This window comes from Rhodococcus sp. 14-2470-1b, from assembly GCF_002259415.1.
GTDB lineage: Bacteria > Actinomycetota > Actinomycetes > Mycobacteriales > Mycobacteriaceae > Rhodococcoides.
In genome coordinates, this window is sequence record NZ_NPFY01000006.1 from 204,041 (window position 1) to 226,907 (window position 22,867).

Below are 22,867 nucleotides of genomic sequence, written 5' to 3' on the forward strand. Positions count from 1 at the left end.
AGGGTGCCGGGAGTGGGGGTCAAAGTATCGACCATCTGGTACACCGACGCACCTGACCCGGCGTCCTTGTTACGCGAGACGACGGCGTCCGATCATGCTGCCGCCGCGGCTCTCGTCGGTCGATTGATCCCGGACCTCACGGCGCTGGCGACGACGCAGAGCCCTCTACCTCGGTCCGCCGGAGTCGGACCCGACTCGATCTTCGTCGGCTGTTACCCGGGCACCACCGTCGTGTGTTCGACGAACCTGTCGATCGCCAAGCCGTCGCTCATCCCGGAGTCCTGGGTACGGCCTCTCGCCTCGGAGCGCACGTATTTCGTAGCGACCGACCCGGAGAATGCGTGGGGCGCGTTCGCCTACTGGGAACGCGGAACCCTTCGCCGCTCGTTCAGCGCGACGCCGATCTACATCTACGAGGACCTCGGCCTGCCGCTCGTGTGGGAGCGACCGTTCTGGGCAGGCGAACGCCCGTTGATCTATCCACCCGGGGTGTTGCCGGACCCACAATCGCTTCCGTTCCATCCGCAGGAATTCGCGGAAGCAGCCAACGCGGAATGGCTCGGCTTCCGCTACACGGGAGCGCCGCGCGGGGACGAGTTCGATCCGACGCCCATTCCCGCGTCCGGTTTTGCGCTCTACACACCCGGCGAAGAACCGGCCGCCGAGGCTCCCGCACCGGTGTCCGCACCGACCGACCGCAAGTTCATGCGTTGGCTGCGACGGAAATCCCCAGAGCCACAAAGCTGAGCACTCCGCCGACGCAGACGCCGTACACCGGCCAACGCCAGACCCGCGTCGACCGCCACCGCAGTACGGTCGGAGCCGCACCGCCGACGACTATCAGGTTGATTCCGATCGCGAGAAACACGTTGATGTGGGCGAGTTCCCGTCCGAACGCCGTCAGGGCAGCGCCGACGAGCACGGCCACGAACACTGCCACCGGGATGCCGGTGAACAACACGTCACGGTCGCGTGCCACGCCCCTGTCGGTCACGACGACTGCAGCCGAACACGTTCGTAGAACGCCATTGCGGCGGCCGTGGCGACATTGAGCGAATCGGTGCCGGGCGCCATCGGGATCCGCGCCCTGACGTCGGTGGCGCGCATCGCGTGCTCGGTCAGTCCTGGTCCTTCGGCGCCCAGCAGCAGAGCCACCTTCTCCCCGGTCATTGCCTCCGCCAGTGGAATCGCCGACGGATTGGGCGTCAGTGAAATCGTCTGAAACCCTCGGTCCTTCAGCATCTTCAGACCCCGGGGCCACTCCGGAACACGGGCGAACGGCACCCGAAGAACGTGCCCCATCGACACTCGCACCGCGCGACGGTAGAGCGGGTCCGCACACGCGGCACCGAACAACACGGCGTCGGCACCGAGGCCGGCGGCGTTGCGAAACATCGACCCGAGGTTCTCGTGATCGTTGACGCCCTCCAACACGACGACGGTTCTGGCGCCGTCGAGTACGTCCGCGAGCTCCAGGTCCGGCGGGCGGTGCGCGGCGGCGAGAACGCCACGGTTCAGGTGGAAACCGACGGCCTCGGCCATCACTTCCGCCGTCGCCCGATAGAAGGGCACGTCGACGCCGTCGAGTCGGTCGCCCAGCTCTTTCAGGCGGCGGTCGACACCGAGAAGGCTGATGGGAGCGAACCTCGAGGTGAGCAGACGCTCGGCCACGAGCACACCTTCCGCGATCACCAGGCCTTTACCCTCGGGCAGATCGGGTCGACGGTCGGACGAGTTGAGATCGCGAAAGTCGTCGAGCCGCGGGTCCGCCGAGTTTTCGATGTCGATTACGTGTACCACGTGTCCATCTTCCCACCCGCATGAAAAGCGTCCCCGTCTATGCCAAGCTGAGGAGCGATGACTACCGACGACACGATCACGATCCGTACCGCCACCGACGACGACTGGGATGCCGTGGCGCTGCTCGACGCGCACGCGTTCGGCGAGCACCAGAATTCCGAGGACCTGGCGGAAACACAGATACTGACCAGCTCAGAACACGTCGTGATGGCGTGGGACGGGGATGCGCCCGTCGGCGTCGCGATGCACTTTCCGATGTCGGTGACGGTCCCCGGCGGCACGCAGGTGGACGCGTCGGGTGTGTCGTGGGTGTCGGTCGCGCCGACGCATCGTAGGCGCGGAATCCTGCGGCGCATGTTCACCCGGCAACACGAGAAGCTCGAGAAGGCGGGTGCGCCGCTGTCGCTTCTCACCGCGAGCGAAGCCACCATCTACGGCCGGTTCGGCTACGGACCTGCCACCGAAGAACACTCGGTGGTACTCGATCGCCGGTTCGCGCAGTTCCACAAGGACGTCCCTCCCGTCACCGGGGTTCGCCTCATCGAATCGGCCGAGGCGTCGAGCCTCCTCCCGGACATCTACCACCGGTGGCAGCGCAGGACGGCCGGGGCCCAGCCCAAGCCGCCTATTCGCTGGGAGCGCTTCTTCGCGGACCGCGAGAACCGGAGGCACGGACTCACCGAATTGTTCTTCATCGCGCACGCCGACGGTTACGTCGCCTACCGGCGCAGCCCGACCGAGTCCAAGATCGTCGTCCAGGAATTCATCGCCGTCACCGATCAGGCGTACGCGGAGCTGTGGCAGGTACTCGCCGGGGTCGACCTCGTCGACACCATCGAAGTCAACCAGGCTCCCGACGAAGCGTTACCGTTCCTGCTCACCAGCAATCGGCTACCGAAGGTCACCGCCCACCACGACGCATTGTGGTGCCGGGTCATGGACGTCAAGGCTGCGTTGGAGGCCCGCACCTACGGAGTCGACGCTCAGTTCGTCCTCGACGTCGAAGATCCGTTCCTGAACGCAGGCGGCACCTTCGACGTGACCATCTCCGAAGGACGTGCGTCGGTGACGCGTACCGAAGCAGCACCGGACGCGACGATGAAGCTCGACGTCCTCTCGGCGATGTATTTCGGCACCCACAGCGCCACCAGGTTCGCGGCGGCATCGCGGTTGTGGGCACGTGACCCGGAAGCGCTGCACACCGTGGACCTGGCCTTCTCCACCGACCGCGCCTCGGTCATGGGCTGGGCCTTCTAGGAATCTACGGCCGGCCGACCACACCGTTGGTGAAGGCGTAGTGCACAGCCTGCGCCCGGTCCCGCAGTCCGGCCTTGGCGAACAGGTTGTTGATGTGAGTCTTGACGGTCGCTTCGCTGACGAACAACGCCGAAGCGATCTCGCGGTTGGTGAGCCCTTCCGCGATGTGACGGAGCACCTCGGTTTCGCGTGGGGTCAGCTCCACGGGAGGGGTGGTCGGCGCCGCAGGTCGGGCGACGGCCAGCAGGCGCGCCTGCACCGCACGGTCGAGTACCGACTGACCTGCCACCGCCGCGCGGAGCGCCGCAGCGATTTCGTGTCGTCCGGCATCCTTGGTCAGATATCCGACGGCCCCTGCGCCGAGCGCGCCGAGGATGGAGTCGTCGTCCGCAAAGGTCGTCAGCACCACGACGGGCAGGTCCGGGTGTCGTCGATGCAGCTGCGTGGTCGCCTCCACCCCACCGATCCCCGGCATGCGAAGGTCCATCAGGACGACGTCGGGATCGACGCGGTCCACCTCCGCGATCGCCCCCTCGCCGTCGGACGCTGTCGCGACGACGGAAATGTCCTCGACGAGATCGAGCATCGTCGCCAGGGCTTCTCGCACCGACGTCTGGTCGTCGGCGATCACCACGCGCACGCTCATGCGACGAGTGTGACGTGTACGCGCCACCCCTGATCGGTCGGCCCTGCCGTCGCCGTGCCACCGACGAGGGCGGCTCGTTCACGCATCCCGACCAGACCCATCCCGCTGCCGACGACTGCGCTCGGCAACTCGGACGCCTGATTGTCGACGGTCAGTTCGATGCTCTTCGGGTTGAACGTCAGTGCGACGTCGACGGGTGCGTGAGGTGCGTGCCGATGCGCGTTGGTCATCGCCTCTTGAACGGAACGAATCAGGAACTGCGAGCCCTCGACCGACGGTTCTCGCGGTGATCCGTGCACCTCGAACCTCGCCTGATCGCCGACGAGATCACGCAGCGTCGGCACCAGCGGGAGGGCGTCGTCGCGCAGTGCCTGTACCGCGCGACGTGCCTCCACGAGGCCTTCTCGCGACAACGACTGCGCCCGTCTGATCGATTCGCGGGCGGACTCGATCCGATTGCCGTCGAGCAACGCGTCGGCGACCTCGAGCTGCATGGTCACCCCGGACAACGAATGCGCGAGAACATCGTGGATGTCGCGAGCGATCCGGGCCCGTTCGGCGAGCGCTTGTTCACGAAGCTGTGCCTCCAGTGCCGCCACCCGGTTACGTCGCGAATAACCGAGAAGCGCCGGCATGCCGACGACCAATCCGGCAATGGGCGGCCAGGTGTCGATGCCGCAGGCGTCGGCGACCGCGAGCGACACCGCACACGCGACGCTCACCGATGCCGCGAGCGGCAACGACACCGACGGACGGAAGCGGTACCCGATACTGCCCGCGACGAAGAACGGGAACACCGAGGCGATGGAATCGGTCGCGAACGGAAGCAGGGCCGCGGAGGCGACGACTCCGACACCGATCAAGCCATTGCCCACCCGTGCCGGCACCCATTTCTCCGGCGCCGTCCGCACCGACATGACGACGCTGTTGACGACGAGCAGGCACAGCACGAGAAGGCCCTCACCCTCCACCCCGAGTGGGCGGAGGGTGAGGAACGAGGCGACGACGATCACCGCCGCGAAGTACGGGGTCAACACCGATTCAGTCTGTCACTCACGCCGCGCGGGCGGCTCCGTGCCGCCACACCGCGTGGTCACCGGTCTTGCGTGCCTGCCATGCAATGGTGTGCCCGGTACGCGTGGCGCGGTAGAGAACCACCAGGCCCTCGGCGAGGAAGCCGACGCCCAGCGACAGCATCAGCGCGTGTCCTGCGACGGTTGCTGCCGACGCGTCGATGGAGGCTTCGATCGGTGACGCGACCAGACGTACGGCAACCGACGCGATCAGCAGGGCCACCGACGCGACCGTGTAGCGCATGAAGGCGAAGCCGTCGCGGGGTTCTATCTTGATGGTGAACCCGCGAAGCACTCCCAGAGCCGCGGCGACGGCGGCGCCGAACGCTACGAAGGCAACGGCCATCGGGGTGATGCCGACGGACCCGATACTCGCGACGCCGATGACCGCAACGATGCCGGGGAGCACCAATGTCCGGCGGGCTTCGATCATCTGACCCGTCATGCGGCGGAACAGTAGGTAGAGAACCAGGGCTGCGATGAGGACGATCCAGGTGATGTTCATGTCCACAACGCTAGGAACGATCGAGTGCATTCGTATCGACCCACGGGTGGAGATCAGGTGGAGCTCGTCTCCGCCCCCTGACATTTGTCATGGCTCGGCCGTGACATCGTCACGCCAGCCGATGACGCACAGCACTACTGGTCGCGGCCCGATCGGGCGAGAGTTGTTCTCATGAAACAACCAGACGAAGGAAACCTCTTCACCGACCTGATGGAGTTCGGCCCCGCGCCGACGATGGCGCGCGAAGTCGTCGTCATCGTCATCTCCCTTGCCCTCCTGGCCGCTGTCATCGCCCTCGTGGGAACCAGCACGCTCGTGTGGATCGTCGCCGCGGTCGCGGTCGTGTTCCTCGCGGCACGCTTCGCGTTCGGTCTCCGTGAGTGGGGCAAGCGATGAGCATCATCGAAGTCGACGGCATGACCCGTCGGTACGGCACCGGCAAGACTTCCTTCGAGGCGGTCAGCGACCTGAACCTCTCGGTGCGGGAGGGCGAACTGTTCGGACTCCTCGGCACCAACGGCGCCGGTAAGACGTCCACTCTCGAAGTGATCCAGGGACTTTCGCGCCCCAGTGAAGGGACCGTGTCCATCATGGACATGGATCCGGTCCGAGACCGCCGCGACGTGCGCCCGAATCTGGGGATCATGCTCCAGAAGGGTGGGCTTCCGTCCGACCTGACCGCACTCGAGAGCCTGGAGATGTGGGCGGGCACGTGCAGCAACCCGCTGCCGGCACGCGACGTCCTCGCCCGAGTGGATCTGGCGGACCGTGCGGACACCCGGGTCAAGTTCCTCTCCGGTGGCGAGCAACGACGATTGGACCTGGCCTGCGCGATCATCGGACAGCCGCGTGTGCTGTTCCTCGACGAACCGACGACGGGTCTCGATCCCGAGAGTCGCCGCAACACATGGACGTTGATCGAGGAACTCAAGCAGTCCGGAGTGACCATCATGCTGACCACGCACTACCTGGACGAAGCCGAGCAGCTGTGCGACCGGCTCGCGATCATGCACAAGGGCCGCGTCGTCCGTAGCGGAACCGTCGCGGACGTCATCTCGGGGCATCCTGCGAAGATCCATCTGGAGCTACCACCCGTGACGCTCCCCGAACTACCGGGTGCGACGCTCGACATCGAAGGCGGTCGTCTCGTCATCGCCACCCAGACCGTGCAGGACACGTTGACCGACCTGCTGCTGTGGGCACGACAGTCCGGAGTACGCCTCGAAGGACTCGATGCACGCGCCGCATCGCTCGAGACCGTGTTCCTCTCCATCGCAGACGAATTCGACGATCGTAAGGAAGTTGCAGCATGAGCACCCTGGCCACTCTCTCGCGCTCGGAGTTCACCCTCCTCGTCCGCAACCGAGTACTGCTGTTCAACGCCATGATCATGCCGCTGCTGTTCCCCGTGGTGGTCCTGATCATCGGGCGGAACAGTGACGCGGGATTGACCGACACGATCGTGTCCTCCGCACTCGAGGTCTTCTCCCTGTTCCTGCTCGTGTTCCTGGTGTACTACAACCTGCTCTCGGCGTACGCCACGAGACGGGACGAGCTGGTGCTCAAGCGACTTCGCACCGGTGAAGCGACGGACAACCAGATCCTGCTCGGCCCGGCGGTACCGTCGTTCGCTCTGACGATTGTCCTGACCATCGTGATCGTCGCCGTCATCGCGGTCCTGGGAGGCGGACTCCCCGTCAACCCGATTCTCCTCGTGGTCGGATTCGGCGGTGGCGCAGCACTGTTCGCTGCACTGGCCCTGATCACCTCGACGTTCACCCGCAACGCCGAGGCAGCACAGATCACCAGCCTGCCGATCATCCTCGTCGCCATGGCCGGAACGTCGTTCCTGCGGGGAATCGTTCCCGAGTCGGTGGACACGGTCATCGACCTGACTCCGATGGCGGCCGTCCTCGACGTCGTCAACCTGGGCTGGCTCGGAACCACCGATCCGGATTCGGCCGCGCTCGCCTTCGCCGACACCTTCTCCCCCGCCCTGAAGCCGATTCTGGTCATCGCCGCGTGGATCGTCGGGTCGATCGTGATCGCCAAGACACACTTCCGTTGGGAACCGCGTGCCTAGAGACCTCGGTCAGGCTCTGGAAAGGTGGTGAACATGAAACTGCGGCGCTACCTCGATCCGCGAACGACATGGCGGGACACCACCGACGTCGACAAAGTACGGCTCTACACCCGTCAGTCGTTCGTGAGCATCGTCGTGCTTCTCGGAGTGGTCGCGCTCGCAGAATCGGTGACCGAGCGACTGTGGGTCTCCGGAGTCGCTCTCGCCGTCACCGCAGGCGCGACCGCGATCACGGTGCACCGAATGCCGATCATCGGCGGAATGCGCAGCGGCGAGATTCGGTGGCCCCTCGCCATCACGGCGGTGTCCGCCGCGGTGGCGGGGATCGCCGGAACGGCCACGTTCAAGATGTGGGCGTTACTGATCGTGGCCATCCCGGTGACGGCCCTGATCCCGCTGCGGTGGTCGGCGGCCATCGGCGTGGTCGTCGGCGTCGCAACCGGCGTCTCCCCCTACGGCCCTCTCGCCGGCGTCGTCGCGTTCGTCGTCGTGGTGGGTATGGCAGCCACGGTCAAGCTGTCCATGTGGCTCCTGGCCGTCGTCACGGAACTCGACTCGTCCCGTGAAGCGGCAGCCTTGCTGTCCGTCGCCGAGGAGCGACTCCGCTTCTCCCGCGACCTGCACGACGTCGTCGGCCGCGCGTTGTCCGCAATCGCGGTCAAGAGCGAACTCGCCGCCACACTGTCCCGGCGCGGCGACGAGCGCGCCGCCGAGCAGATGGAAGAAGTCCGAGACCTGGCTCAGCACTCCATGACCGAGGCCAGACAACTGGTCCGCGGATACCGCTCGATCGACCTCGCGAGCGAACTGAACGGTGCGTGCTCACTTCTGCGGGCCGCGGGCATCGACACGACCGTCACCGGCAGCCCCGACGACGTCTCACCCGACTTCAGCGAAGCCGCCGCCTGGATCGTGCGCGAAGGTGCCACCAACATCCTCCGCCACTCCGACGCCACCCACAGCAGCATCGACGTCACCGAGAACTCCGTCCGCATCACCAACAACGTCCCCCACCAGCAACGGACAACCGACGGCACCGGACTCGCAGGACTCCGGGAACGACTCGCCGCCGTCGGCGGAACCGTCGACACCACCCTCACCGAGGACGAGTTCACCCTGACCGCGACCTTCGCCTCGGCAGCGACAAGCGCCTCCACCCATGCAGGCTCCACTCCTAAGGTTGGTTCATGATCCGCGTACTCCTGGCCGACGACGAGAATCTGATACGTTCCGCCCTCGCGACGATGCTGTCGCTCGAGGACGACATCGACATCGTCGCGCAGTCCGATTCCGGGGAGGCAGCAGTCACCGCGGCGAAGGAACACTCACCCGACATCGCTGTTCTCGACCTGCAGATGGGGGGAATCGACGGTATCGAGGCCGCGGGACTCATCGCCGACGCCGTCCCCACCTGTGCCGCCATCATCGTCACCAGCCACGGCAGGCCGGGGTATCTCAAGAAGGCATTGGAAGCCGGAGTTCGCGGCTTCCTACCGAAGACGACGTCGGCCGCGACGCTCGCCGAGGTGGTGCGGACCGTGCACGGAGGCGGCCGATACGTCGACCCATCGCTCGCCGCGGAAGCCATCGGCGCGGGAGATTCACCACTGACCCCGCGTGAGGCGGACGTTCTCGAATTCGCAGCCGACGGCGCGACCATCGCCGAGATCGCCTCGCGCGCGCACCTGTCCCAGGGAACCACACGCAACTACCTGTCCTCGGCCGCAGCGAAACTGGGAGCAGCCAATCGGCACGAGGCGTCAGCCGTTGCGCGACGCCACGGCTGGATTTGACGTCACCTCCAGGGACGGCAGCCGACGACCCGGCGCGGCCCAGCTGACCCCGATCCGTAAACCGTTGTGCTTCATCAGGTACACGGCCGCGATCACGCCGGTCAGGAGCGAGACGACGCCGCCGACGACGAGAGGGGCGCGGGGGTCCAGTACGTCCGCCAACCACCCGAGGACCGGACTTCCGATCGGAGTACCCCCGAGGAAACAGAGCATGTAGATACCCATGACCCGTCCGCGCATGTCCGACGGTACGGACATCTGCAGAATGTTCATCGCCGACGTCGAGAACGTCAGGTTCAGTGCACCCGTCGGAATCAGCAGCAGCGCAACGAGCAGGTAATTCGGCATCAATCCGACGAGCAACTCGAAGAAACCGAACGCAATGATCGCCCCGAGGAACAACCGGAGCCGAGGCGTCGTCGATCGTCGCGCTGCCAGCGTCGCTCCCAGCAATGTTCCCACCGCCAGCGTCGTCGACAGCAGCCCGTACGCGTCAGCACCGCTGCCGAACGAGTTACGCGCCAACACCGCGAGACTCAGCGGGAAATTCAACCCGAACGTGGACACCACGAACACCGTCGCCAGCAACACTCGCAGATCAGGCCTGCCCCACACGTAGGAAAAGCCGGCTCGCACCTGTCCTTTCGCGCGCGGGGCACGTTCCACGGCGAACAAGTCCTTCGCGCGCATCGCGATCAATGCACCGAAGACGGCAGTGAAGGACGCTGCATTGATCAGAAAGACCCAGCCCGTTCCGACAAGCGTGATCAGGACACCGGAGATGGCAGGCCCGATGATTCGGGCCATGTTGAACGTCATGGAGTTCAACGCAATTGCGTTGGACAGCGTTTCCTTGCCGACCATCTCGATGGTGAAGGATTGACGCACCGGGGCGTCGATGGCCGACGAGCACCCCAACACGAACGCGATGACGTAGACGTGCCACAGTTCGACGACATTGCCCACGTCCAACAGGCCGAGCACCAGTCCGCACACCGCAGCGAAAACCTGCGTGATCATCAGAAGCTTGCGCTTGTCGTACCGGTCCGCCAGCACACCGCCCCACACCGACAGCAGCAACGTCGGACCGAACTGCAACGCCATGACGATCCCGACGGCGAAACCGTTGCCACCGGACAGCGTCAGAACCAGCCAGTCCTGAGCAACACGTTGCATCCAGGTCCCGACGAGCGACACGATCTGCCCCGACGCCCACAGTCGGTAGTTGCGCGTTCGAAGCGCGGCGAACATCGGCGAGGCTGCGGGCACTCTATAGATATTAAACCTATCTAACGAGTCGTTCCGCAGGCTCCACTCCTGGCCTAACGAGTCGTTCCGCAGGCTCCACTCCTGGCCTAACGAGTCGTTCCGCAGGCTCCACTCCGGCCCTCACGAGGCCCCTGCCTATTCGGACTCGCTCACCAAGGCGCTGATGATCCCCACGGCATCGCGCAGGGTTGCGAGCTGGGTCTCGTTCAACCCGGCTAACTGCGCAGTCATCCACGCCTCACGAGCACTTGCCTCGTCCGCGATGAGCGTGTGCCCGGCGGGCGACAACGACACGATCACCTGACGGCCGTCGGTCGGATGCGCGGTGCGCACCACCAATCCCAGGTCCGCCAGTGACGCGATGACCCTGGTCATCGACGGTGGCTGCACGCGCTCCCGAGCCGCAAGAGCCCCCGGTGTCATGTCACCCTCACGGCTCAGCGTGGCCAAGGCCGACAGCTGAGTCAGCGACACTTGCGAATCGACACGTCTCCCCCTCAGATGACGAGTCAATCGCACGACGGCAAGCGACAGGTCGCTCGCCAATTCACGGTTGTCCTTAACGTTATTTCCCGACGTCACAGCGAGGAGACTACGCCTAGCAGCGAGGATGAGCTCAGGTAACCGCGTCCGTGATGGGTCCGACCACGAAATACGCCACGAACAGTAGAGCGACGACCCAGAGCAGGGGATGTACCGACTTGGCCTTGCCTCGACCGACCGCGAGTATCACCCAGGCGATGAAGCCGACGCCGATACCGTTCGCGATGGAGTAGGTGAACGGCATCACGAGGATGGTCAGGAACGCGGGAAGGGCGATCTCGAACTTCGTGAAATCGATGTCCCTGACCTGTCCGATCATCAATGCGCCGACCACGACAAGGGCGGGGGCCGCTGCTTCGATCGGGACGATGGCGGTCAACGGCGTCAAGAACATCGCGGCGAGGAACAGCACACCCGTGACCACGTTGGCCAGGCCGGTGCGTGCGCCCTCAGCGATTCCCGAGGCGGACTCGACGAACACCGTGTTCGACGACGCCGACGCACCGCCGCCTGCGATGGCGCCGGTTCCCTCGATGACGAGTGCCTTACCGATTCCGGGGAGTGTGCCCTTCTCGTCGACGAGTTCGGCCTCCTTGCCCAGGCCGGTCATCGTCCCCATCGCGTCGAAGAAGTTAGCGAGCACGAGGGTGAACACCAGCAGGCTTGCCGCCAGCACACCGATGCGGGTGAAGGCGCCGAACAGGTTCACGTCTCCGACCAACGACAGGTCGGGGATCTGGAAGAGCTGATCCGGGAGAATCGGAACGCTGAGGTTCCAGCCCTTGGGGTCGACGCCCTGCGACGGACCCACGTCGGTGACGGCCTCGACGATGGCCGCGACGACGGTGGTGACGACGATTCCGATGAGCAGACCACCGCGCACCTTGCGTGCGACGAGGACGCCCATGAGGAGAAGTCCGAAGACGAACACGGCCGTCGGCCACGACGCGATGGAGCCGTCGATGCCGAGCCCGACGGGAACCGTCGTACCGGCGGCGTCGGGGACTCTCCTGACGAATCCGGAGTCGACCAGACCGATGAACGCGATGAATGCTCCGATACCCGCTGCGATCGCAGCTTTCAGCTCGGACGGGATCGCGTTGAACACGGCGGTGCGGAATCCGGTGACGGCCAACAGCACGATGATGATTCCGTCGATCACCACCAGGCCCATTGCCTCGGGCCAGGTGACCTGGGGTGCGATGGTGACCGCCAGGAGGGTGTTGATGCCGAGTCCGGCTGCGATGCCGAAGGGATAGTTGGCGACGATGCCGAACAGGATCGACATGAATCCCGCGACGAGCGCGGTCACGGCGGCGACTTGCGACACCGGCAGGATGTTGCCGAGCACGTCCGTCTTGGCCGCTGCGTCGTCGGCCGAGAAGCTGCCGAGGATCAACGGGTTGAGTACGACGATGTACGCCATCGCCACGAACGTGACGACGCCGCCGCGCACTTCGGATCCAACGGTGGATCCACGTTCGGTGATCTTGAAGTAGTTGTCCAGGAGCCGGGACTGGAAGGCCATGGAGGTAACCTACATTTCGTGGACCCCGAGTCGGAACCGAACGAGCTCAGCCCCAGGCTGACCGATCCGGCTCCGGTGCTCGCGGCCGGACTTGCCCTGTGGATAGCGGCAACCGTCGTCGTTCTGCTCGTCGGCGAGCGGTGGTCGTCGGCGCTGCCCGTCTGTTGGGCCGGAATCGGTGTCGGAGCAACCGGTTACGTGGTGTTTCTGGTCCAACGCGCGGCATCGAGGCGCGGCAGCAAGACCGCGCAGCGCGGCTTGAACTGACTGTTCGACCTCCATAACCCACGTCACGTCGTGCGCTGCACGTAATCGTCGTCACCCTACACACGCTCTGACGTGCGGAAACTCACCTCTGAATCGGTTGAGTTACACAGATTTAACGTGGAGTATTGGTTATGTCAGTTTCAAGCAACCGGATGATCCACGAAAGCAAGGCCATGAAGTTCGTTTCGCAGTTCCGTACCCGCCGTAACCACACCCGCTCGCTCCGCGCTCTCTACGCACGCGCGCACGCAGTCAGTAGCCCCTCGATGCGCGACGAACTCCTCGTCATCGCGCAGCGGTCCGACTTTCAAGGTCGCTGATCGCGGCTGATCGCGCGGACCACGACGATCCACAGCAATCCCCACAGGGCTCCGAACACCCAGCCCGCCAGCACGTCCGTCGTCCAATGGGCACCCAGGTAGATCCGGGAGAACCCGATCGCCAGGGTGCCGGCGACGGGCAGCGCCAGCAGGCTGCGCCTGTGCAGCCACGGCGTCCGTGACGTCACCAGGACGGCGATCGTCACCGTCGCGAGGATGGCGGACATCATCGCGTGGCCGGAGGGGAACGAAAAGCTGGAGATCTCGACCAGTCGTTCCGGAACCGGTGGCCTGGCGCGCCCCCACAGCAGCTTGGCCAGACTCATTGCGCCCCAACCCGTCAACATCGCGCCGCCGACCATGCTCGCGTCGGGCCGACGGCCGGACGTCAGCAATGCTGCGCATCCCGCGATGGACCAGACGAACATCCACACCGTGTTCCCGAGTGTCGTGATCACCCAGAACAGTGATGTCACCCAGGCCACGCGATGCTCGACCATCCACTGAAGGACGTCAGCGTCCACCTTCGACCTCCCTGCCGTCGGCGATGTGAGTGACGCCGTCCTCGGTCACCCACCAGGCGAGGGTTCGCTCCCCCGCCACAGCTCCGCGAAGTCGAACAATCAACTCGTGGTGCACGACGACCCGCCCCGTGGGCAGGTCGAGTCCCAGTGCCGCGCAGGCCAACACCGACGACGACTCGCGATCGAAGGAACTCACCCGTCCCACGCCTCGCACATCACCGTGGACAACGTCCGAGGCGAGGCGCACATCGAGCACCGAAGCCAGCACGGACGCGGACTCCAGTGTCGACAACACGGTGACGTCGGCGTCGACGACGGCGGCGAGCCACGGTCGATCGAGCACCATCGCATCGATCGGGTCGACGAGTGCACCCGACACCGATCGAACCTGCGGCGGCAGGTCCAGATCGTCCTCCTCGACGCGCCCCGACGCCACTGCGTCGGCGATCGCTGTATGAGTTGTCGCGATCACCGCAGGAGTCGGTGCGCGCGAGGGATCGGCGAGACGCTCGATCAGCAGCCGGGTGAACCAGGCGCTGTCGCAGTGGTTCGGCGCCAGCGCAGCTGCGAGATCGTCCGCACTCGGATGCTCGAACACGTCGAGCAGTCCGTCGAACGTCGTGTCCGACGGCGCACGGTACGTTCCGACAGACGCGCCGTCGACGACGGCGTGCCGCCGCAACCACCACGCGGTGTATCCGTCCCGATCCTGCAGCGCGGCGCGTGTTCTCGGGTCCGCCAACAGCTGAGACAGCGCTTCCGGCCAGGCATCGGAGTCCACGAGATCCAGGTCGCGGACCGCGACGAGCGTCTCCGGGTCATCGGCCAGCGACGCCCACCACGCAGCCTCGTCGTCGAGGTCGTGATCCGGCTCGGTCGGCAGGTCGTCGGTGACGACCCCGAATCCCCAGCCGACGCCCACTGCGCGTAGCGCATCCGGTCCGTGTGAACGTACGACGGCGGGATCGACCGTGCCGAACGGCGAGTCCTCGGACAAGACGGCCGCCAACGGTGCGTCGGGCAGCAACAATTCGTCCGCCGCACGCAGTTCACCGGTGGAACTGGACAACGGAATCGATCCGAGCCACCCGGGCAGACCGTCGGCGTTCACGGCAAGAGTGAGTACGGCGTCGGTCAGCTCGTCGACGGCATCACCGTCGTCCCAGTCCAGTTCGTCCAGAAGAGCTTCCAGCGCAGGATCGGACAGCATCTCCGCGGCGGACAACTGTGCCGCGCCCAGCCTCGTCAACAGAGGTCGGGCGGCATCGGGGTGAACCAATCGAGTCCAGTGCACTCCGATCGCACTGTTGATGCCGTCGCCGAGTACCGTCGTGCGCGGCCCCGTCACCGTACGGCCGTCAGCGAGCGGAACAGGAAGTGCAGCAAGCTCTTCCGATGCAACGCCGTCGACGACCAGAGCCGCGAGCCCGTCGTACAACCGACCCCACCACGCCGGTTCGCGGTCCACACCGGTGAGCATCTCGGCGAGACGCGCCAACCCGATGCGACGAACGTCGACCGCAGCCAACGCCGCTGCGTGTCGTGGACCGGACATCGACGGCGCAACCAACTCCGGGAACGTCTCGGCCAGTACCTCCGCCAACTCGTCCGTGAGCCCGGGCAGAACCATGGCTCGGGACGGAACCAGATCCACCCCTCCGACTCCGAGAAGCCATGCAGCTGAGGATGCCTCACGCAGAATCGACTCCCGCAGGACCTCGTCGACGGCACTGCGCGCGAACCCGGGCACCGGGACGAACGTCGGTCGCACCGAGGAAGGCAGGGCCGCCAGCATCCGGCCGTATCCGGCGGCAAGCCCGGCCACATCGGCACCGGGGAGTACCCGTCGGCGATCGGGTTGCATGGCCACGTCGGCGATCGGCATCGCCGGTAGCGACAACTCCTCGTCCGAACGCGTCGGCGCGCGAAGAACATTCGCGGAATCAGGTACCGGCCGATCGTCGACGGTCGGAATCAGCCACCGCACACGCTCGGTGCGATACTGCCACCACCGGCCCCCGTCCACGTCGACGACTTCCACCCCGTTCCCGACACCGGTGACGGTGCGTTCGAGGCGGTCGCCGGCTATGTCGATGACCGTCAGCGCTTCCAGTTCCAGCAACAGCGACGCCGCTTCCTCGCGCATCGAGGCGAGGATCTCGTCTGCGTCTCGCACCCGCAACACGACTTCGGAGTCGAATCCGTCGGCGGGCGGGACCGAACTCGGCCACGCCAGTCGCAGAACCGGAACACCGGCCGCCGGCGGCACCACCCCGGCGTCCGCCAGCGCCCGCACCGTCCGATCGGCGCTGAAGACCACTCCGCCTGCAGCGGAACGAAATTCGATCTCGTCACTGACTGCGCGCACCGCGGTGAAACCGACACCGAACCGCCCGACACCCTCGGTTTTCGCGGACACCCGCAACGCGGTCAGAGCGTGCACCCCACTTCGATCGAGCGGAGCGCCGGTGTTCGCGACGTGCAGGAACTCCCCTTCCGACCACACGCGGAGCGAACCGGGCACCCGGCCGCGTGCGGCAGCGTCGGCGGCGTTCTGCGCCAGCTCGGTCAGCAGCCGTTCGCGATAACCACCGCGCACCAGATCACTCTCGGTGGCAGAGTCCTCCCGCAATCGCGTCGGCGACGACGTCCATGCGGACAGAACCGCCGCACGCAGCGATTCGGTGTCGAATGGATCGCTCAATCGGTCGATCGATCGTCCTGCTCGGCGGCGTCGACGAGAGCCTCCGACTCGGCCTCGGGCGTGATGGCCCCCGGCTCGGCATCAGGCGTGGCGGCCTCCGGTGCGGGTGGTGTGGCGACGACCTCGAGAGCCGCGTCGTCGTACGGGTCGAACTGCGGAGACCCGGCGCCGGTGGGCAGCTCGGTGTCGGAGTGCGCGCCACAGCCGTACTCGACGTGCACCACTCGCCCGTCGGCGGAGTACTCGTTGCCGCACACTCCGAAGGCTGCCGACAACGACCCGGCGATCGGCAGGAAGAATCCGCACAGACCGCAGGTCGACGGGGCGGCCTTGGCCATCTCGCTACCCGGCCCGAAGTCACCGTCGTGCCACCGTTCGGCCGCGTCGAGTCGCTCCTCCCGGCTCGGAACCTGCGTACGGCCCAACCCGAGTTCGAGAGCGACGTCGTCGACAGCGGGGTCACCGGTCGCCACGTACCCGGGCACCAGACGTGGATCCTGCTGCCGGGGCGGGAGAAGATCACCCGGTCCGAGGTCGCCCGGACGGATCCGCTCGTCCCACGGCAACCACGCGGGCGCGACGAGAGCGTCGGGGCCGGGGAGCAGCACGATTTCGCTGATGGTCGCGACGTCGGCGTCCTCGGGCGCGGCGACGACCACAGCCCACTGCCATCCGCGGTAGCCCTGCAATTCGGCACGGAAGCGGTGCGTGGCCGCCGAGCGATCCTCGGCGGTGACGCCGAGATATTCTCCGACGCCGCCTTCGGCCGAATCGATCAGCGCCGCACGAGCCAACTCCGCGGCGTCGGCGAGAACGGGGCGAATCTGGTCGAGCTCAGGAGACGATGTGAAACTCACACATTCATTTTGCCGCATCACTTCGGATGCGCCCAGTTCGGGCTGCCATGATGGGGCGATGCCTGCGCCGTTTCGTTCCAGGGTGAAGACCACGGCGGCTGCCGCGCTGGGTCTGCTCACCGCAGTGGGACTGGTGACCGGATGCACCCTTTCAGAACCGGAATCGTCGGCGACACCGGCCGACGCACTGTCCGTCACCGTTGTTCGCACGCTTCCCCACGACCGGACGTCGTTCACCCAGGGGCTCGAGATCTCCGACGGAGAACTGTACGAGAGCACGGGTCGCAACGGAACGTCCTACGTTCGCGTGAGCGACCTCGACACAGGCGAGATTCTCCGGCAGGTCGACCTGTCCTCCTCGTACTTCGGTGAAGGCATCACCGTCACCGACAGCACGGCCTGGCAGATCACCTGGCAGGACGGTGTCGCGTTCGCCCGCGACCCGCTGACTCTCGCCGAACGCACCCGCGTCGACTACGACGGCGAAGGGTGGGGCCTGTGCGAAGCGACGGACGGTTCGTCGCGCCTGATCATGAGTGACGGCTCGTCGACGCTGACGTTCCGGGATCCGGTGACGTTCGACGTCACCGGCGAGGTCACCGTCACTCAGGACGGTGACCCGCTGTCCGACCTCAACGAGCTCGAGTGCGCCGAGGACGGTTCCGTGTACGCGAACGTGTGGAAGACGTTCGACATCGCGCGGATCGATCCGCAGACCGGCGCAGTCACGGCGACGATCGACGCCCGGCCGCTGTGGGACGCGATGACCGACGAGGAGCGGGCCGGAGCCGACGTCCTCAACGGCATCGCACAGATACCGGGCACCGACCGGTTCCTCGTGACCGGAAAATTGTGGCCGACGATGTACGAGGTGGAGTTCACGTGAGTCGGTGTACTCGCCCATCCGACTTTCAGTGCAGAATTGATCTGTGACCGATCCCCGTGATTCCGACGCCCCCGCGGGTGAGGACCACCCAGGGTTCGACAATTACCGGCCGGCCCCCCGCGCCGCGAGCCGGCGTACCCCGTTGCCTCCTCTGCACCCACCGAATACCCAGCCTCATGCCGATCAGCCGCAGGCGCAGAAACCGCAAGCGCAGAAACCGCAGGGACCGAAGCCGCCTCCGATCCCCCGAAAGCTGACGGTCACCCGGGTCGCCGCGATGCGCAGCCGAGAACTGACGGGCAAGGGCATCGCGACGTTCCAGCGCGCAGCGAAAGCCGACGGAGCCGACAAGTCCGGCCTGACGGCGCTGACCTACGCGACCATGGCCAACTTCGCGTCCGACGCTGCCATTGCCGTCGCCCTGGCCAACACGTTGTTCTTCTCCGCCGCAACCGGCGAGGACAAGCTGAAGGTCGCGCTCTACCTCGTCATCACGATCGCACCGTTCGCCGTCATCGCGCCGCTGATCGGACCGATGCTGGACAGGTTGCAGCACGGTCGTCGCATCGCGCTCGCCACCTCGTTCGGTCTGCGGACGGTACTGGCGGTGGTGCTGGTGTTCAACTTCGACAGTTGGGTGCTGTACCCGGCCGCACTGGGAATGTTGGTACTCAGCAAATCCTTCGCAGTGCTCAAATCCGCGGTGACGCCGCGCGTACTTCCACCCGAGATAGACCTCGTCAGGGTCAACTCCCGGCTCACGGTGTTCGGCCTCATCGGCGGCACCATCGTCGCGGGCGGAATCGCCGCCGGAATCGCGTTCGTCGCAGGCTCCCCCGGTGCGCTCTGGTTCGTCGCCGCCATCACGGTGTTCGGTGCATACCTCAGCATGCGCATCCCATCCTGGGTCGAAGTCACCGAAGGCGAAGTCCCCGCAACCCTGAGCTACCACGGCGACGACGCCCAGACGGAAGTGATCCGACGCGGCCGAGCCGAGGAAACACCGTCGGCTACGCCTGCGAAAGCGCGGCGTCAGCCTTTGGGCAAGGCAGTGATCATCGGGCTCTGGGGTAACGGAACCATTCGAATCCTTACCGGTTTTCTGACGCTCTACGTGGCTTTCGTCGCGAAAGCGCAGACCGAACACGAGCCGATCAGGCAGGCAGCGATGTTGGGCCTCGTCGGCGCCGCAGCCGCGATCGGCAACTTCGCCGGCAACGCGGCAGGCGCACGGATCAAACTGGGCAGGCCTGCCATCGTCGTTCTCCGGTGCACCACCGCGGTCACCATCGGCGCGATCGTCGCGGCGATCACCGGCAGTCTGCTGACCGCCGCACTTGCCGCGCTGATCGCCTCCGCGGCGAGCGCACTGGCCAAGGTCTCGTTGGACGCGTCACTGCAGTCGGACCTGCCACCGGAATCCATCGCCTCCGGATTCGGTCGATCCGAGACCGTACTCCAGCTCTGCTGGGTACTCGGCGGAACCATGGGCGTACTGCTGCCCACCGAGTTCTGGCTCGGTTTCACCGTCGTGTCGGTGGTGCTTACGGTCGGCCTGGTCCAGACCTTCCTCACCTACCGTGGGAAGTCGCTGCTCCCCGGATTCGGGGGCAACCGACCCGATCACGCAGAACAGGTAATCCCCGACGCCGTCGGACATCCGTCCGCCGCGACCAGTACGAACAGAACGTGAGCACAGTGAATTTCGCACCGAAGACCAAGAAGATACTGGCCATCGGCACCGTCGGCCTCGTAGTCGTCGCAGTTGCGTTCGTCGCGGTTCTCGCGCTGCTCGTCAAGGATGCACCGTCGCATCGGCCGACAGTCACCGCATTCGCCGACGGTAGAACCGTCGTCGTCGAGCCGTACCTCTACTGCCCAGTGAACGAACCGCTGTGCGACACCGACGGCACCAGCGCCACCGTTCCGGTGCGCGAGGGCCACCCGTTGCAGCTGTCGTTGCCCGGTGAGATCACCTCGGCGCCCTGGATCCTCGCCGCGGTCTACGCGGACGGCGACGGAGCCGTCGAGTCGGACACCCTCTACCTGCCCGACGAGAAGCTGGGCATGACGGTCCAGCCCCTCGACGACGAGGGCAGGGAGTTGCTGGGCGTCGAAATTCGACTCCCGTCGGGCGTCATCGACTCCGACACTCAGCAGGAGGAGATCATCAGCCACGCGATCTGGTCGATCGCGACCAAGACCGACTGATCAGCTGTCGAGCTCACGTGCGACGGCGCGGACGACCTCGGAGATCTTCTGGGCGGTCTTGCGGTCGGGGTACTTGCCTTTGCGCAGCTCCGGCTGAATGGTGGCCTCGAGCAGCGTGATCATGTCCTCGACCATTCCGTGCAGCTGGTCCGGGGTGTGCTTGCGCTCGACATGCTCGCGCCGACCCTGTGTGTTCTGACGCACGGTCGGAGCCGGTTCGAGGACCTTGAGACTGAGCGCCTGAGGTCCGCGGCGGCCTGCGGCCATGCCGAATTCCACGCGCTGACCTGCCTTGAGGCCGTCGACACCTGCGGGGAGCGCAGACGAGCGAACGTAGACGTCCTCACCTTCCTCCTGAGAGAGAAAGCCGAATCCCTTGTCGACGTCGTACCACTTCACCTTGCCGGTAGGCACTGCGCTCACCCGTCCATTTGTCTCGATTGTTGTTGCTGGCACAAAATTTCGCGCCCCGCACGATCGGCGAGACGCGAATACGACAGTCTACCGCGACTACGCCGGTGCAAGCATCTGGGTTTCTTCCCCGTCGAGCGACTACCGTCGTGCAGTGTGACCGATCGACGACCCCGAGCCGGCTCGGCTCTGCTGCGCGTAGCACTCGTTCTTTTCGTTGCCGGACTGGTTGCCATCGCGGCGATCTTTCTGGTTCCGGCGGTGGGCGGAAACGAGCCGCCGTTGTGGCTGTACCTGACCGCGATGATCGCCGCACCGCTCGGCTTCGTGCTGGCGCTGGTGTTCGCACTGTTTTCCGGCCGACGAGCACGATAGACGGGAGTACCGACCATGCGTCCGATACTGAACATCATCTGGCTGATCTTCGGCGGGCTGTGGCTCGCACTCGGCTATTTCGCAGCGGGGATCATCTGCTGCATCCTCATCGTCACGATTCCGTTCGGAATAGCGTCCTTCCGAATCGGCGTCTATGCACTGTGGCCGTTCGGCAAGACAGTCGTCGAACGTCCGACGTCCGGCGTCGCATCGGTGATCGGCAATGTGATCTGGCTGATCGTCGCCGGTGTGTGGCTCGCCATCGGACACATCGCCACCGCTTTCGCAATGGCCATCACCATCATCGGGATTCCGCTCGCGATCGCGAACCTGAAGATGATTCCGATCTCTCTGATGCCACTCGGCAAGGACATCGTCGACGCCTGATCACTCCAGCCCCTCCCGCCCCAATCCGGATGGGTGTGACTTCCATCACATAACAGTGGGGTAACGGAAGGGCAACGGACGGACGTCGTCGCGGTGCCGAAGCCTCTAGCTGCAGATTCGTTCGTTACCGAAAATCGGATACGAGCACGCCGCGCGACGGCTCGAAAAAGCAACAGTTACCAAATGGTGACACTCCACGGGAACTTCAGTACGGTCAGTGGCGGCTGAGAAACTTCGGCCGAATCCGTTCCCGCAGCGCCAAACCTCGTCCCGCGGAAACGGACCCCCACCAAGAACACCCAGGGGACGAGGACGGGGGACCCACACGTCCTCTCGGATAACCGGAACGCTCCGCTCCCGCGGAACATTCCTTGGGGTGAAGCCCGACAATCCTGCAGCGGTCTCGCTGCCGGGAACGCCGGGCCGGGCTACCTCTCAGCCCGAACCCGACAGCTGACCTCGCAGGCGCCTGTGGAGAGGATTCGAAGAAAAGTATGAGCGGACGTCATCGCAAGCCGACCACCACCGGCCGCACCGTCGCCAAGGTCGCCGTCACCGGCGCCATCATGGGCACCGCGGGCATCGCCTTCACCGGTACCGCCACCGCAGCTCCCGACTCCGATTGGGACCGTCTCGCTCAGTGCGAGGCAGGCGGCAACTGGGGCATCAACACCGGCAACGGTTTCCAGGGTGGTCTGCAGTTCTCCCCCAGCACCTGGAACTCGCACGGCGGCCAGCAGTACGCAGCCACCGCGAACCAGGCCAGCCGCGAAGAGCAGATCGCAGTCGCCGAGAAGGTTCTCGCATCGCAGGGCTGGAACGCATGGCCCTCCTGCTCCTCGAGCCTCGGCCTCAGCAGCGCACCGTCCGAGCGCAGCGTTCCCGCCTCGCCGAAGTCCGCTCCCGAAGCACCCAAGCTCCCCGACCTGACGTCCATCCCGACGGTCGACGGCTCTGCCGAGGTCATCGACGGCATCACGAGCGCCGTGCAGACCTTCACCAACGACCCGCAGATCGCCTCGATCATCAAGGACGCGACGCAGGGCATTCAGCTCGACCCACAGCTGGTCGAGTTCTACCAGGCCAACAAGGCGTTCCTGCCTCAGTAAGGCACACTGCCGGTACGAGAAAGGCCCCCGAGACCGTGGTCTCGGGGGCCTTTCTCGTCTGTTCGTATCGGATGTGTCAGCGGTTGACGACGGTCACAGGGTGCGCGTAGGGCAGGTCCTCCACGGGCAGCGGGAACTCGGTCTCCTCGCCGTAGGGCGACAAGCCTCCCGATCGCGTGGACGACAATTCCGTCACCGCATGGTCACCGCGCGCGGTTTCCGGCCAGCCTGGATCGACATAGGGCTTCTTCGACTTGTTCACCATGCGCCCATTTTGACACCTGCGCTGCGGCATACACCAGTCCAGGTCACTAATCTG

At 65.6% G+C, this 22,867-nt stretch carries 28 protein-coding genes and 1 riboswitch; of the genes, 15 read left to right on the forward strand and 13 right to left on the reverse strand.

Annotated elements, in window-relative coordinates:
• Positions 1 to 12: 12 nt before the first annotated feature.
• Complete coding sequence (locus tag CH293_RS04215) at positions 13 to 747, forward strand: hypothetical protein (RefSeq protein WP_094719467.1); 735 nt, start codon at positions 13 to 15, stop codon at positions 745 to 747.
• On the opposite strand, the gene CH293_RS04220 is transcribed toward CH293_RS04215, so the two are convergent.
• Entirely contained in the window at positions 704 to 994 is a 291-nt protein-coding gene (locus tag CH293_RS04220; RefSeq protein WP_094719468.1) for a DUF2537 domain-containing protein, read from the reverse strand. The two genes, CH293_RS04215 and CH293_RS04220, sit on opposite strands and share 44 nt — an antisense overlap.
• The gene (locus CH293_RS04225) at positions 991 to 1,800 is read right to left on the reverse strand and encodes an RNA methyltransferase (RefSeq protein ID WP_037103621.1); all 810 of its coding nucleotides are present in this window, start codon (positions 1,798 to 1,800) and stop codon (positions 991 to 993) included. The genes CH293_RS04220 and CH293_RS04225 overlap by 4 nt, the downstream gene beginning before the upstream one ends.
• Positions 1,801 to 1,857: 57 nt before the next feature.
• On the opposite strand from CH293_RS04225, the gene CH293_RS04230 reads away from it, so the two are divergent.
• Positions 1,858 to 3,057 (forward strand): GNAT family N-acetyltransferase, encoded by a 1,200-nt coding sequence (locus CH293_RS04230; protein WP_037103618.1) that lies wholly within the window; start codon positions 1,858 to 1,860, stop codon positions 3,055 to 3,057.
• A 4-nt stretch (positions 3,058 to 3,061) separates the two neighbouring features.
• Here the strand turns inward: CH293_RS04230 and CH293_RS04235 are convergent, their stop codons facing one another.
• Genes CH293_RS04235 through CH293_RS04245 form a run of 3 tightly spaced genes read right to left on the reverse strand, consistent with a single transcriptional unit; the run spans position 3,062 to position 5,281 of the window.
• Positions 3,062 to 3,703 carry a response regulator transcription factor gene (locus CH293_RS04235; RefSeq protein WP_037103615.1) on the reverse strand — a complete coding sequence of 214 codons (642 nt, stop codon included), beginning with the start codon at positions 3,701 to 3,703 and terminating at the stop codon, positions 3,062 to 3,064.
• Positions 3,700 to 4,740 (reverse strand): sensor histidine kinase, encoded by a 1,041-nt coding sequence (locus CH293_RS04240; RefSeq protein WP_094719469.1) that lies wholly within the window; start codon positions 4,738 to 4,740, stop codon positions 3,700 to 3,702. The genes CH293_RS04235 and CH293_RS04240 overlap by 4 nt, the downstream gene beginning before the upstream one ends.
• Before the next feature lie 16 nt (positions 4,741 to 4,756).
• Positions 4,757 to 5,281: a hypothetical protein gene (locus CH293_RS04245; protein WP_255122690.1), complete on the reverse strand. Its 525-nt coding sequence runs from the start codon at positions 5,279 to 5,281 to the stop codon at positions 4,757 to 4,759.
• 171 nt (positions 5,282 to 5,452) lie between these two features.
• On the opposite strand from CH293_RS04245, the gene CH293_RS04250 reads away from it, so the two are divergent.
• Genes CH293_RS04250 through CH293_RS04270 form a run of 5 tightly spaced genes read left to right on the forward strand, consistent with a single transcriptional unit; the run spans position 5,453 to position 9,157 of the window.
• Complete coding sequence (locus CH293_RS04250) at positions 5,453 to 5,677, forward strand: hypothetical protein (protein ID WP_019664355.1); 225 nt, start codon at positions 5,453 to 5,455, stop codon at positions 5,675 to 5,677.
• Positions 5,674 to 6,594, forward strand: coding sequence for an ABC transporter ATP-binding protein (locus tag CH293_RS04255; RefSeq protein ID WP_037103605.1), 921 nt, complete (start codon positions 5,674 to 5,676; stop codon positions 6,592 to 6,594). Before CH293_RS04250 ends, CH293_RS04255 begins: the two co-directional genes overlap by 4 nt.
• Entirely contained in the window at positions 6,591 to 7,364 is a 774-nt protein-coding gene (locus tag CH293_RS04260) for an ABC transporter permease (protein WP_037103602.1), read from the forward strand. The genes CH293_RS04255 and CH293_RS04260 overlap by 4 nt, the downstream gene beginning before the upstream one ends.
• Before the next feature lie 33 nt (positions 7,365 to 7,397).
• Positions 7,398 to 8,555 carry a sensor histidine kinase gene (locus CH293_RS04265; protein ID WP_094719528.1) on the forward strand — a complete coding sequence of 386 codons (1,158 nt, stop codon included), beginning with the start codon at positions 7,398 to 7,400 and terminating at the stop codon, positions 8,553 to 8,555.
• Positions 8,552 to 9,157, forward strand: coding sequence for a response regulator transcription factor (locus CH293_RS04270; protein WP_094719471.1), 606 nt, complete (start codon positions 8,552 to 8,554; stop codon positions 9,155 to 9,157). The genes CH293_RS04265 and CH293_RS04270 overlap by 4 nt, the downstream gene beginning before the upstream one ends.
• On the opposite strand, the gene CH293_RS04275 is transcribed toward CH293_RS04270, so the two are convergent.
• From CH293_RS04275 to CH293_RS04285, 3 genes are all read right to left on the reverse strand, one after another.
• Complete coding sequence (locus CH293_RS04275; protein WP_176459910.1) at positions 9,125 to 10,408, reverse strand: MFS transporter; 1,284 nt, start codon at positions 10,406 to 10,408, stop codon at positions 9,125 to 9,127. The genes CH293_RS04270 and CH293_RS04275 overlap by 33 nt on opposite strands.
• Before the next feature lie 153 nt (positions 10,409 to 10,561).
• Positions 10,562 to 11,008, reverse strand: a complete 447-nt coding sequence (locus tag CH293_RS04280; protein ID WP_037103593.1) for a MarR family winged helix-turn-helix transcriptional regulator — start codon at positions 11,006 to 11,008, stop codon at positions 10,562 to 10,564.
• Positions 11,009 to 11,042: 34 nt separating this feature from the next.
• Positions 11,043 to 12,497 (reverse strand): NCS2 family permease, encoded by a 1,455-nt coding sequence (locus CH293_RS04285; RefSeq protein WP_094719473.1) that lies wholly within the window; start codon positions 12,495 to 12,497, stop codon positions 11,043 to 11,045.
• Positions 12,498 to 12,515: 18 nt separating this feature from the next.
• Between CH293_RS04285 and CH293_RS04290 the strand changes: the two genes are divergently transcribed.
• Both CH293_RS04290 and CH293_RS27820 read left to right on the forward strand, forming a co-directional pair.
• Complete coding sequence (locus CH293_RS04290) at positions 12,516 to 12,764, forward strand: DUF2530 domain-containing protein (protein WP_037103586.1); 249 nt, start codon at positions 12,516 to 12,518, stop codon at positions 12,762 to 12,764.
• Between the two features lie 131 nt (positions 12,765 to 12,895).
• A complete protein-coding gene (locus tag CH293_RS27820; RefSeq protein ID WP_141216785.1) occupies positions 12,896 to 13,084 on the forward strand; it encodes a hypothetical protein in 189 nt (62 codons plus the stop codon).
• Here CH293_RS27820 and CH293_RS04295 read toward each other — a convergent pair.
• The 3 genes from CH293_RS04295 to CH293_RS04305 are packed head-to-tail and all read right to left on the reverse strand — an operon-like array spanning position 13,072 to position 17,187.
• Positions 13,072 to 13,608 carry a phosphatase PAP2 family protein gene (locus CH293_RS04295; protein WP_094719474.1) on the reverse strand — a complete coding sequence of 179 codons (537 nt, stop codon included), beginning with the start codon at positions 13,606 to 13,608 and terminating at the stop codon, positions 13,072 to 13,074. The genes CH293_RS27820 and CH293_RS04295 overlap by 13 nt on opposite strands.
• Complete coding sequence (locus tag CH293_RS04300; RefSeq protein WP_094719475.1) at positions 13,598 to 16,312, reverse strand: sacsin N-terminal ATP-binding-like domain-containing protein; 2,715 nt, start codon at positions 16,310 to 16,312, stop codon at positions 13,598 to 13,600. Before CH293_RS04300 ends, CH293_RS04295 begins: the two co-directional genes overlap by 11 nt.
• Positions 16,309 to 17,187 (reverse strand): DUF3027 domain-containing protein, encoded by an 879-nt coding sequence (locus CH293_RS04305; RefSeq protein WP_094719476.1) that lies wholly within the window; start codon positions 17,185 to 17,187, stop codon positions 16,309 to 16,311. Before CH293_RS04305 ends, CH293_RS04300 begins: the two co-directional genes overlap by 4 nt.
• Positions 17,188 to 17,227: 40 nt before the next feature.
• Here CH293_RS04305 and CH293_RS04310 point away from each other — a divergent pair, with 40 nt between their 5' ends.
• Genes CH293_RS04310 through CH293_RS04320 form a run of 3 tightly spaced genes read left to right on the forward strand, consistent with a single transcriptional unit; the run spans position 17,228 to position 20,266 of the window.
• Positions 17,228 to 18,055 carry a glutaminyl-peptide cyclotransferase gene (locus CH293_RS04310; RefSeq protein WP_094719477.1) on the forward strand — a complete coding sequence of 276 codons (828 nt, stop codon included), beginning with the start codon at positions 17,228 to 17,230 and terminating at the stop codon, positions 18,053 to 18,055.
• A gap of 43 nt (positions 18,056 to 18,098) precedes the next feature.
• Complete coding sequence (locus CH293_RS04315) at positions 18,099 to 19,748, forward strand: MFS transporter (protein WP_176459905.1); 1,650 nt, start codon at positions 18,099 to 18,101, stop codon at positions 19,746 to 19,748.
• Positions 19,745 to 20,266, forward strand: a complete 522-nt coding sequence (locus CH293_RS04320; RefSeq protein ID WP_020111521.1) for a DUF2771 family protein — start codon at positions 19,745 to 19,747, stop codon at positions 20,264 to 20,266. The genes CH293_RS04315 and CH293_RS04320 overlap by 4 nt, the downstream gene beginning before the upstream one ends.
• On the opposite strand, the gene CH293_RS04325 is transcribed toward CH293_RS04320, so the two are convergent.
• On the reverse strand, positions 20,267 to 20,680 hold the full coding sequence (locus CH293_RS04325; protein WP_019667303.1) for a cold-shock protein: 414 nt from the start codon (positions 20,678 to 20,680) through the stop codon (positions 20,267 to 20,269). It lies immediately after the preceding gene.
• 153 nt (positions 20,681 to 20,833) lie between these two features.
• Here CH293_RS04325 and CH293_RS04330 point away from each other — a divergent pair, with 153 nt between their 5' ends.
• From CH293_RS04330 to CH293_RS04345, 3 genes are all read left to right on the forward strand, one after another.
• Positions 20,834 to 21,052: a hypothetical protein gene (locus CH293_RS04330; protein WP_037103577.1), complete on the forward strand. Its 219-nt coding sequence runs from the start codon at positions 20,834 to 20,836 to the stop codon at positions 21,050 to 21,052.
• 15 nt (positions 21,053 to 21,067) lie between these two features.
• Complete coding sequence (locus CH293_RS04335; protein ID WP_037145213.1) at positions 21,068 to 21,439, forward strand: YccF domain-containing protein; 372 nt, start codon at positions 21,068 to 21,070, stop codon at positions 21,437 to 21,439.
• 246 nt (positions 21,440 to 21,685) lie between these two features.
• Positions 21,686 to 21,923, forward strand: a riboswitch (cyclic di-AMP (ydaO/yuaA leader).
• Positions 21,924 to 21,933: 10 nt separating this feature from the next.
• The gene (locus CH293_RS04345) at positions 21,934 to 22,548 is read left to right on the forward strand and encodes a transglycosylase family protein (RefSeq protein ID WP_037103573.1); all 615 of its coding nucleotides are present in this window, start codon (positions 21,934 to 21,936) and stop codon (positions 22,546 to 22,548) included.
• Between the two features lie 76 nt (positions 22,549 to 22,624).
• On the opposite strand, the gene CH293_RS04350 is transcribed toward CH293_RS04345, so the two are convergent.
• Positions 22,625 to 22,813, reverse strand: coding sequence for a hypothetical protein (locus tag CH293_RS04350; protein ID WP_037103571.1), 189 nt, complete (start codon positions 22,811 to 22,813; stop codon positions 22,625 to 22,627).
• Positions 22,814 to 22,867 lie beyond the last annotated feature (54 nt).

Bases quoted from the DNA above. Each gene is read 5' to 3' on its own strand.
- CH293_RS04230 (WP_037103618.1), top strand. From the start codon at position 1,858: ATGACTACCGACGACACGATCACGATCCGTACCGCCACCGACGACGAC.
- CH293_RS04235 (WP_037103615.1), bottom strand. From the start codon at position 3,703: ATGAGCGTGCGCGTGGTGATCGCCGACGACCAGACGTCGGTGCGAGAA.
- CH293_RS04245 (WP_255122690.1), bottom strand. From the start codon at position 5,281: ATGAACATCACCTGGATCGTCCTCATCGCAGCCCTGGTTCTCTACCTA.
- CH293_RS04250 (WP_019664355.1), top strand. From the start codon at position 5,453: ATGAAACAACCAGACGAAGGAAACCTCTTCACCGACCTGATGGAGTTC.
- CH293_RS04255 (WP_037103605.1), top strand. From the start codon at position 5,674: ATGAGCATCATCGAAGTCGACGGCATGACCCGTCGGTACGGCACCGGC.
- CH293_RS04260 (WP_037103602.1), top strand. From the start codon at position 6,591: ATGAGCACCCTGGCCACTCTCTCGCGCTCGGAGTTCACCCTCCTCGTC.
- CH293_RS04265 (WP_094719528.1), top strand. From the start codon at position 7,398: ATGAAACTGCGGCGCTACCTCGATCCGCGAACGACATGGCGGGACACC.
- CH293_RS04270 (WP_094719471.1), top strand. From the start codon at position 8,552: ATGATCCGCGTACTCCTGGCCGACGACGAGAATCTGATACGTTCCGCC.
- CH293_RS04275 (WP_176459910.1), bottom strand. From the start codon at position 10,408: ATGTTCGCCGCGCTTCGAACGCGCAACTACCGACTGTGGGCGTCGGGG.
- CH293_RS04285 (WP_094719473.1), bottom strand. From the start codon at position 12,497: ATGGCCTTCCAGTCCCGGCTCCTGGACAACTACTTCAAGATCACCGAA.
- CH293_RS27820 (WP_141216785.1), top strand. From the start codon at position 12,896: ATGTCAGTTTCAAGCAACCGGATGATCCACGAAAGCAAGGCCATGAAG.
- CH293_RS04305 (WP_094719476.1), bottom strand. From the start codon at position 17,187: ATGCGGCAAAATGAATGTGTGAGTTTCACATCGTCTCCTGAGCTCGAC.
- CH293_RS04310 (WP_094719477.1), top strand. From the start codon at position 17,228: ATGCCTGCGCCGTTTCGTTCCAGGGTGAAGACCACGGCGGCTGCCGCG.
- CH293_RS04335 (WP_037145213.1), top strand. From the start codon at position 21,068: ATGCGTCCGATACTGAACATCATCTGGCTGATCTTCGGCGGGCTGTGG.
- CH293_RS04345 (WP_037103573.1), top strand. From the start codon at position 21,934: ATGAGCGGACGTCATCGCAAGCCGACCACCACCGGCCGCACCGTCGCC.
- CH293_RS04350 (WP_037103571.1), bottom strand. From the start codon at position 22,813: ATGGTGAACAAGTCGAAGAAGCCCTATGTCGATCCAGGCTGGCCGGAA.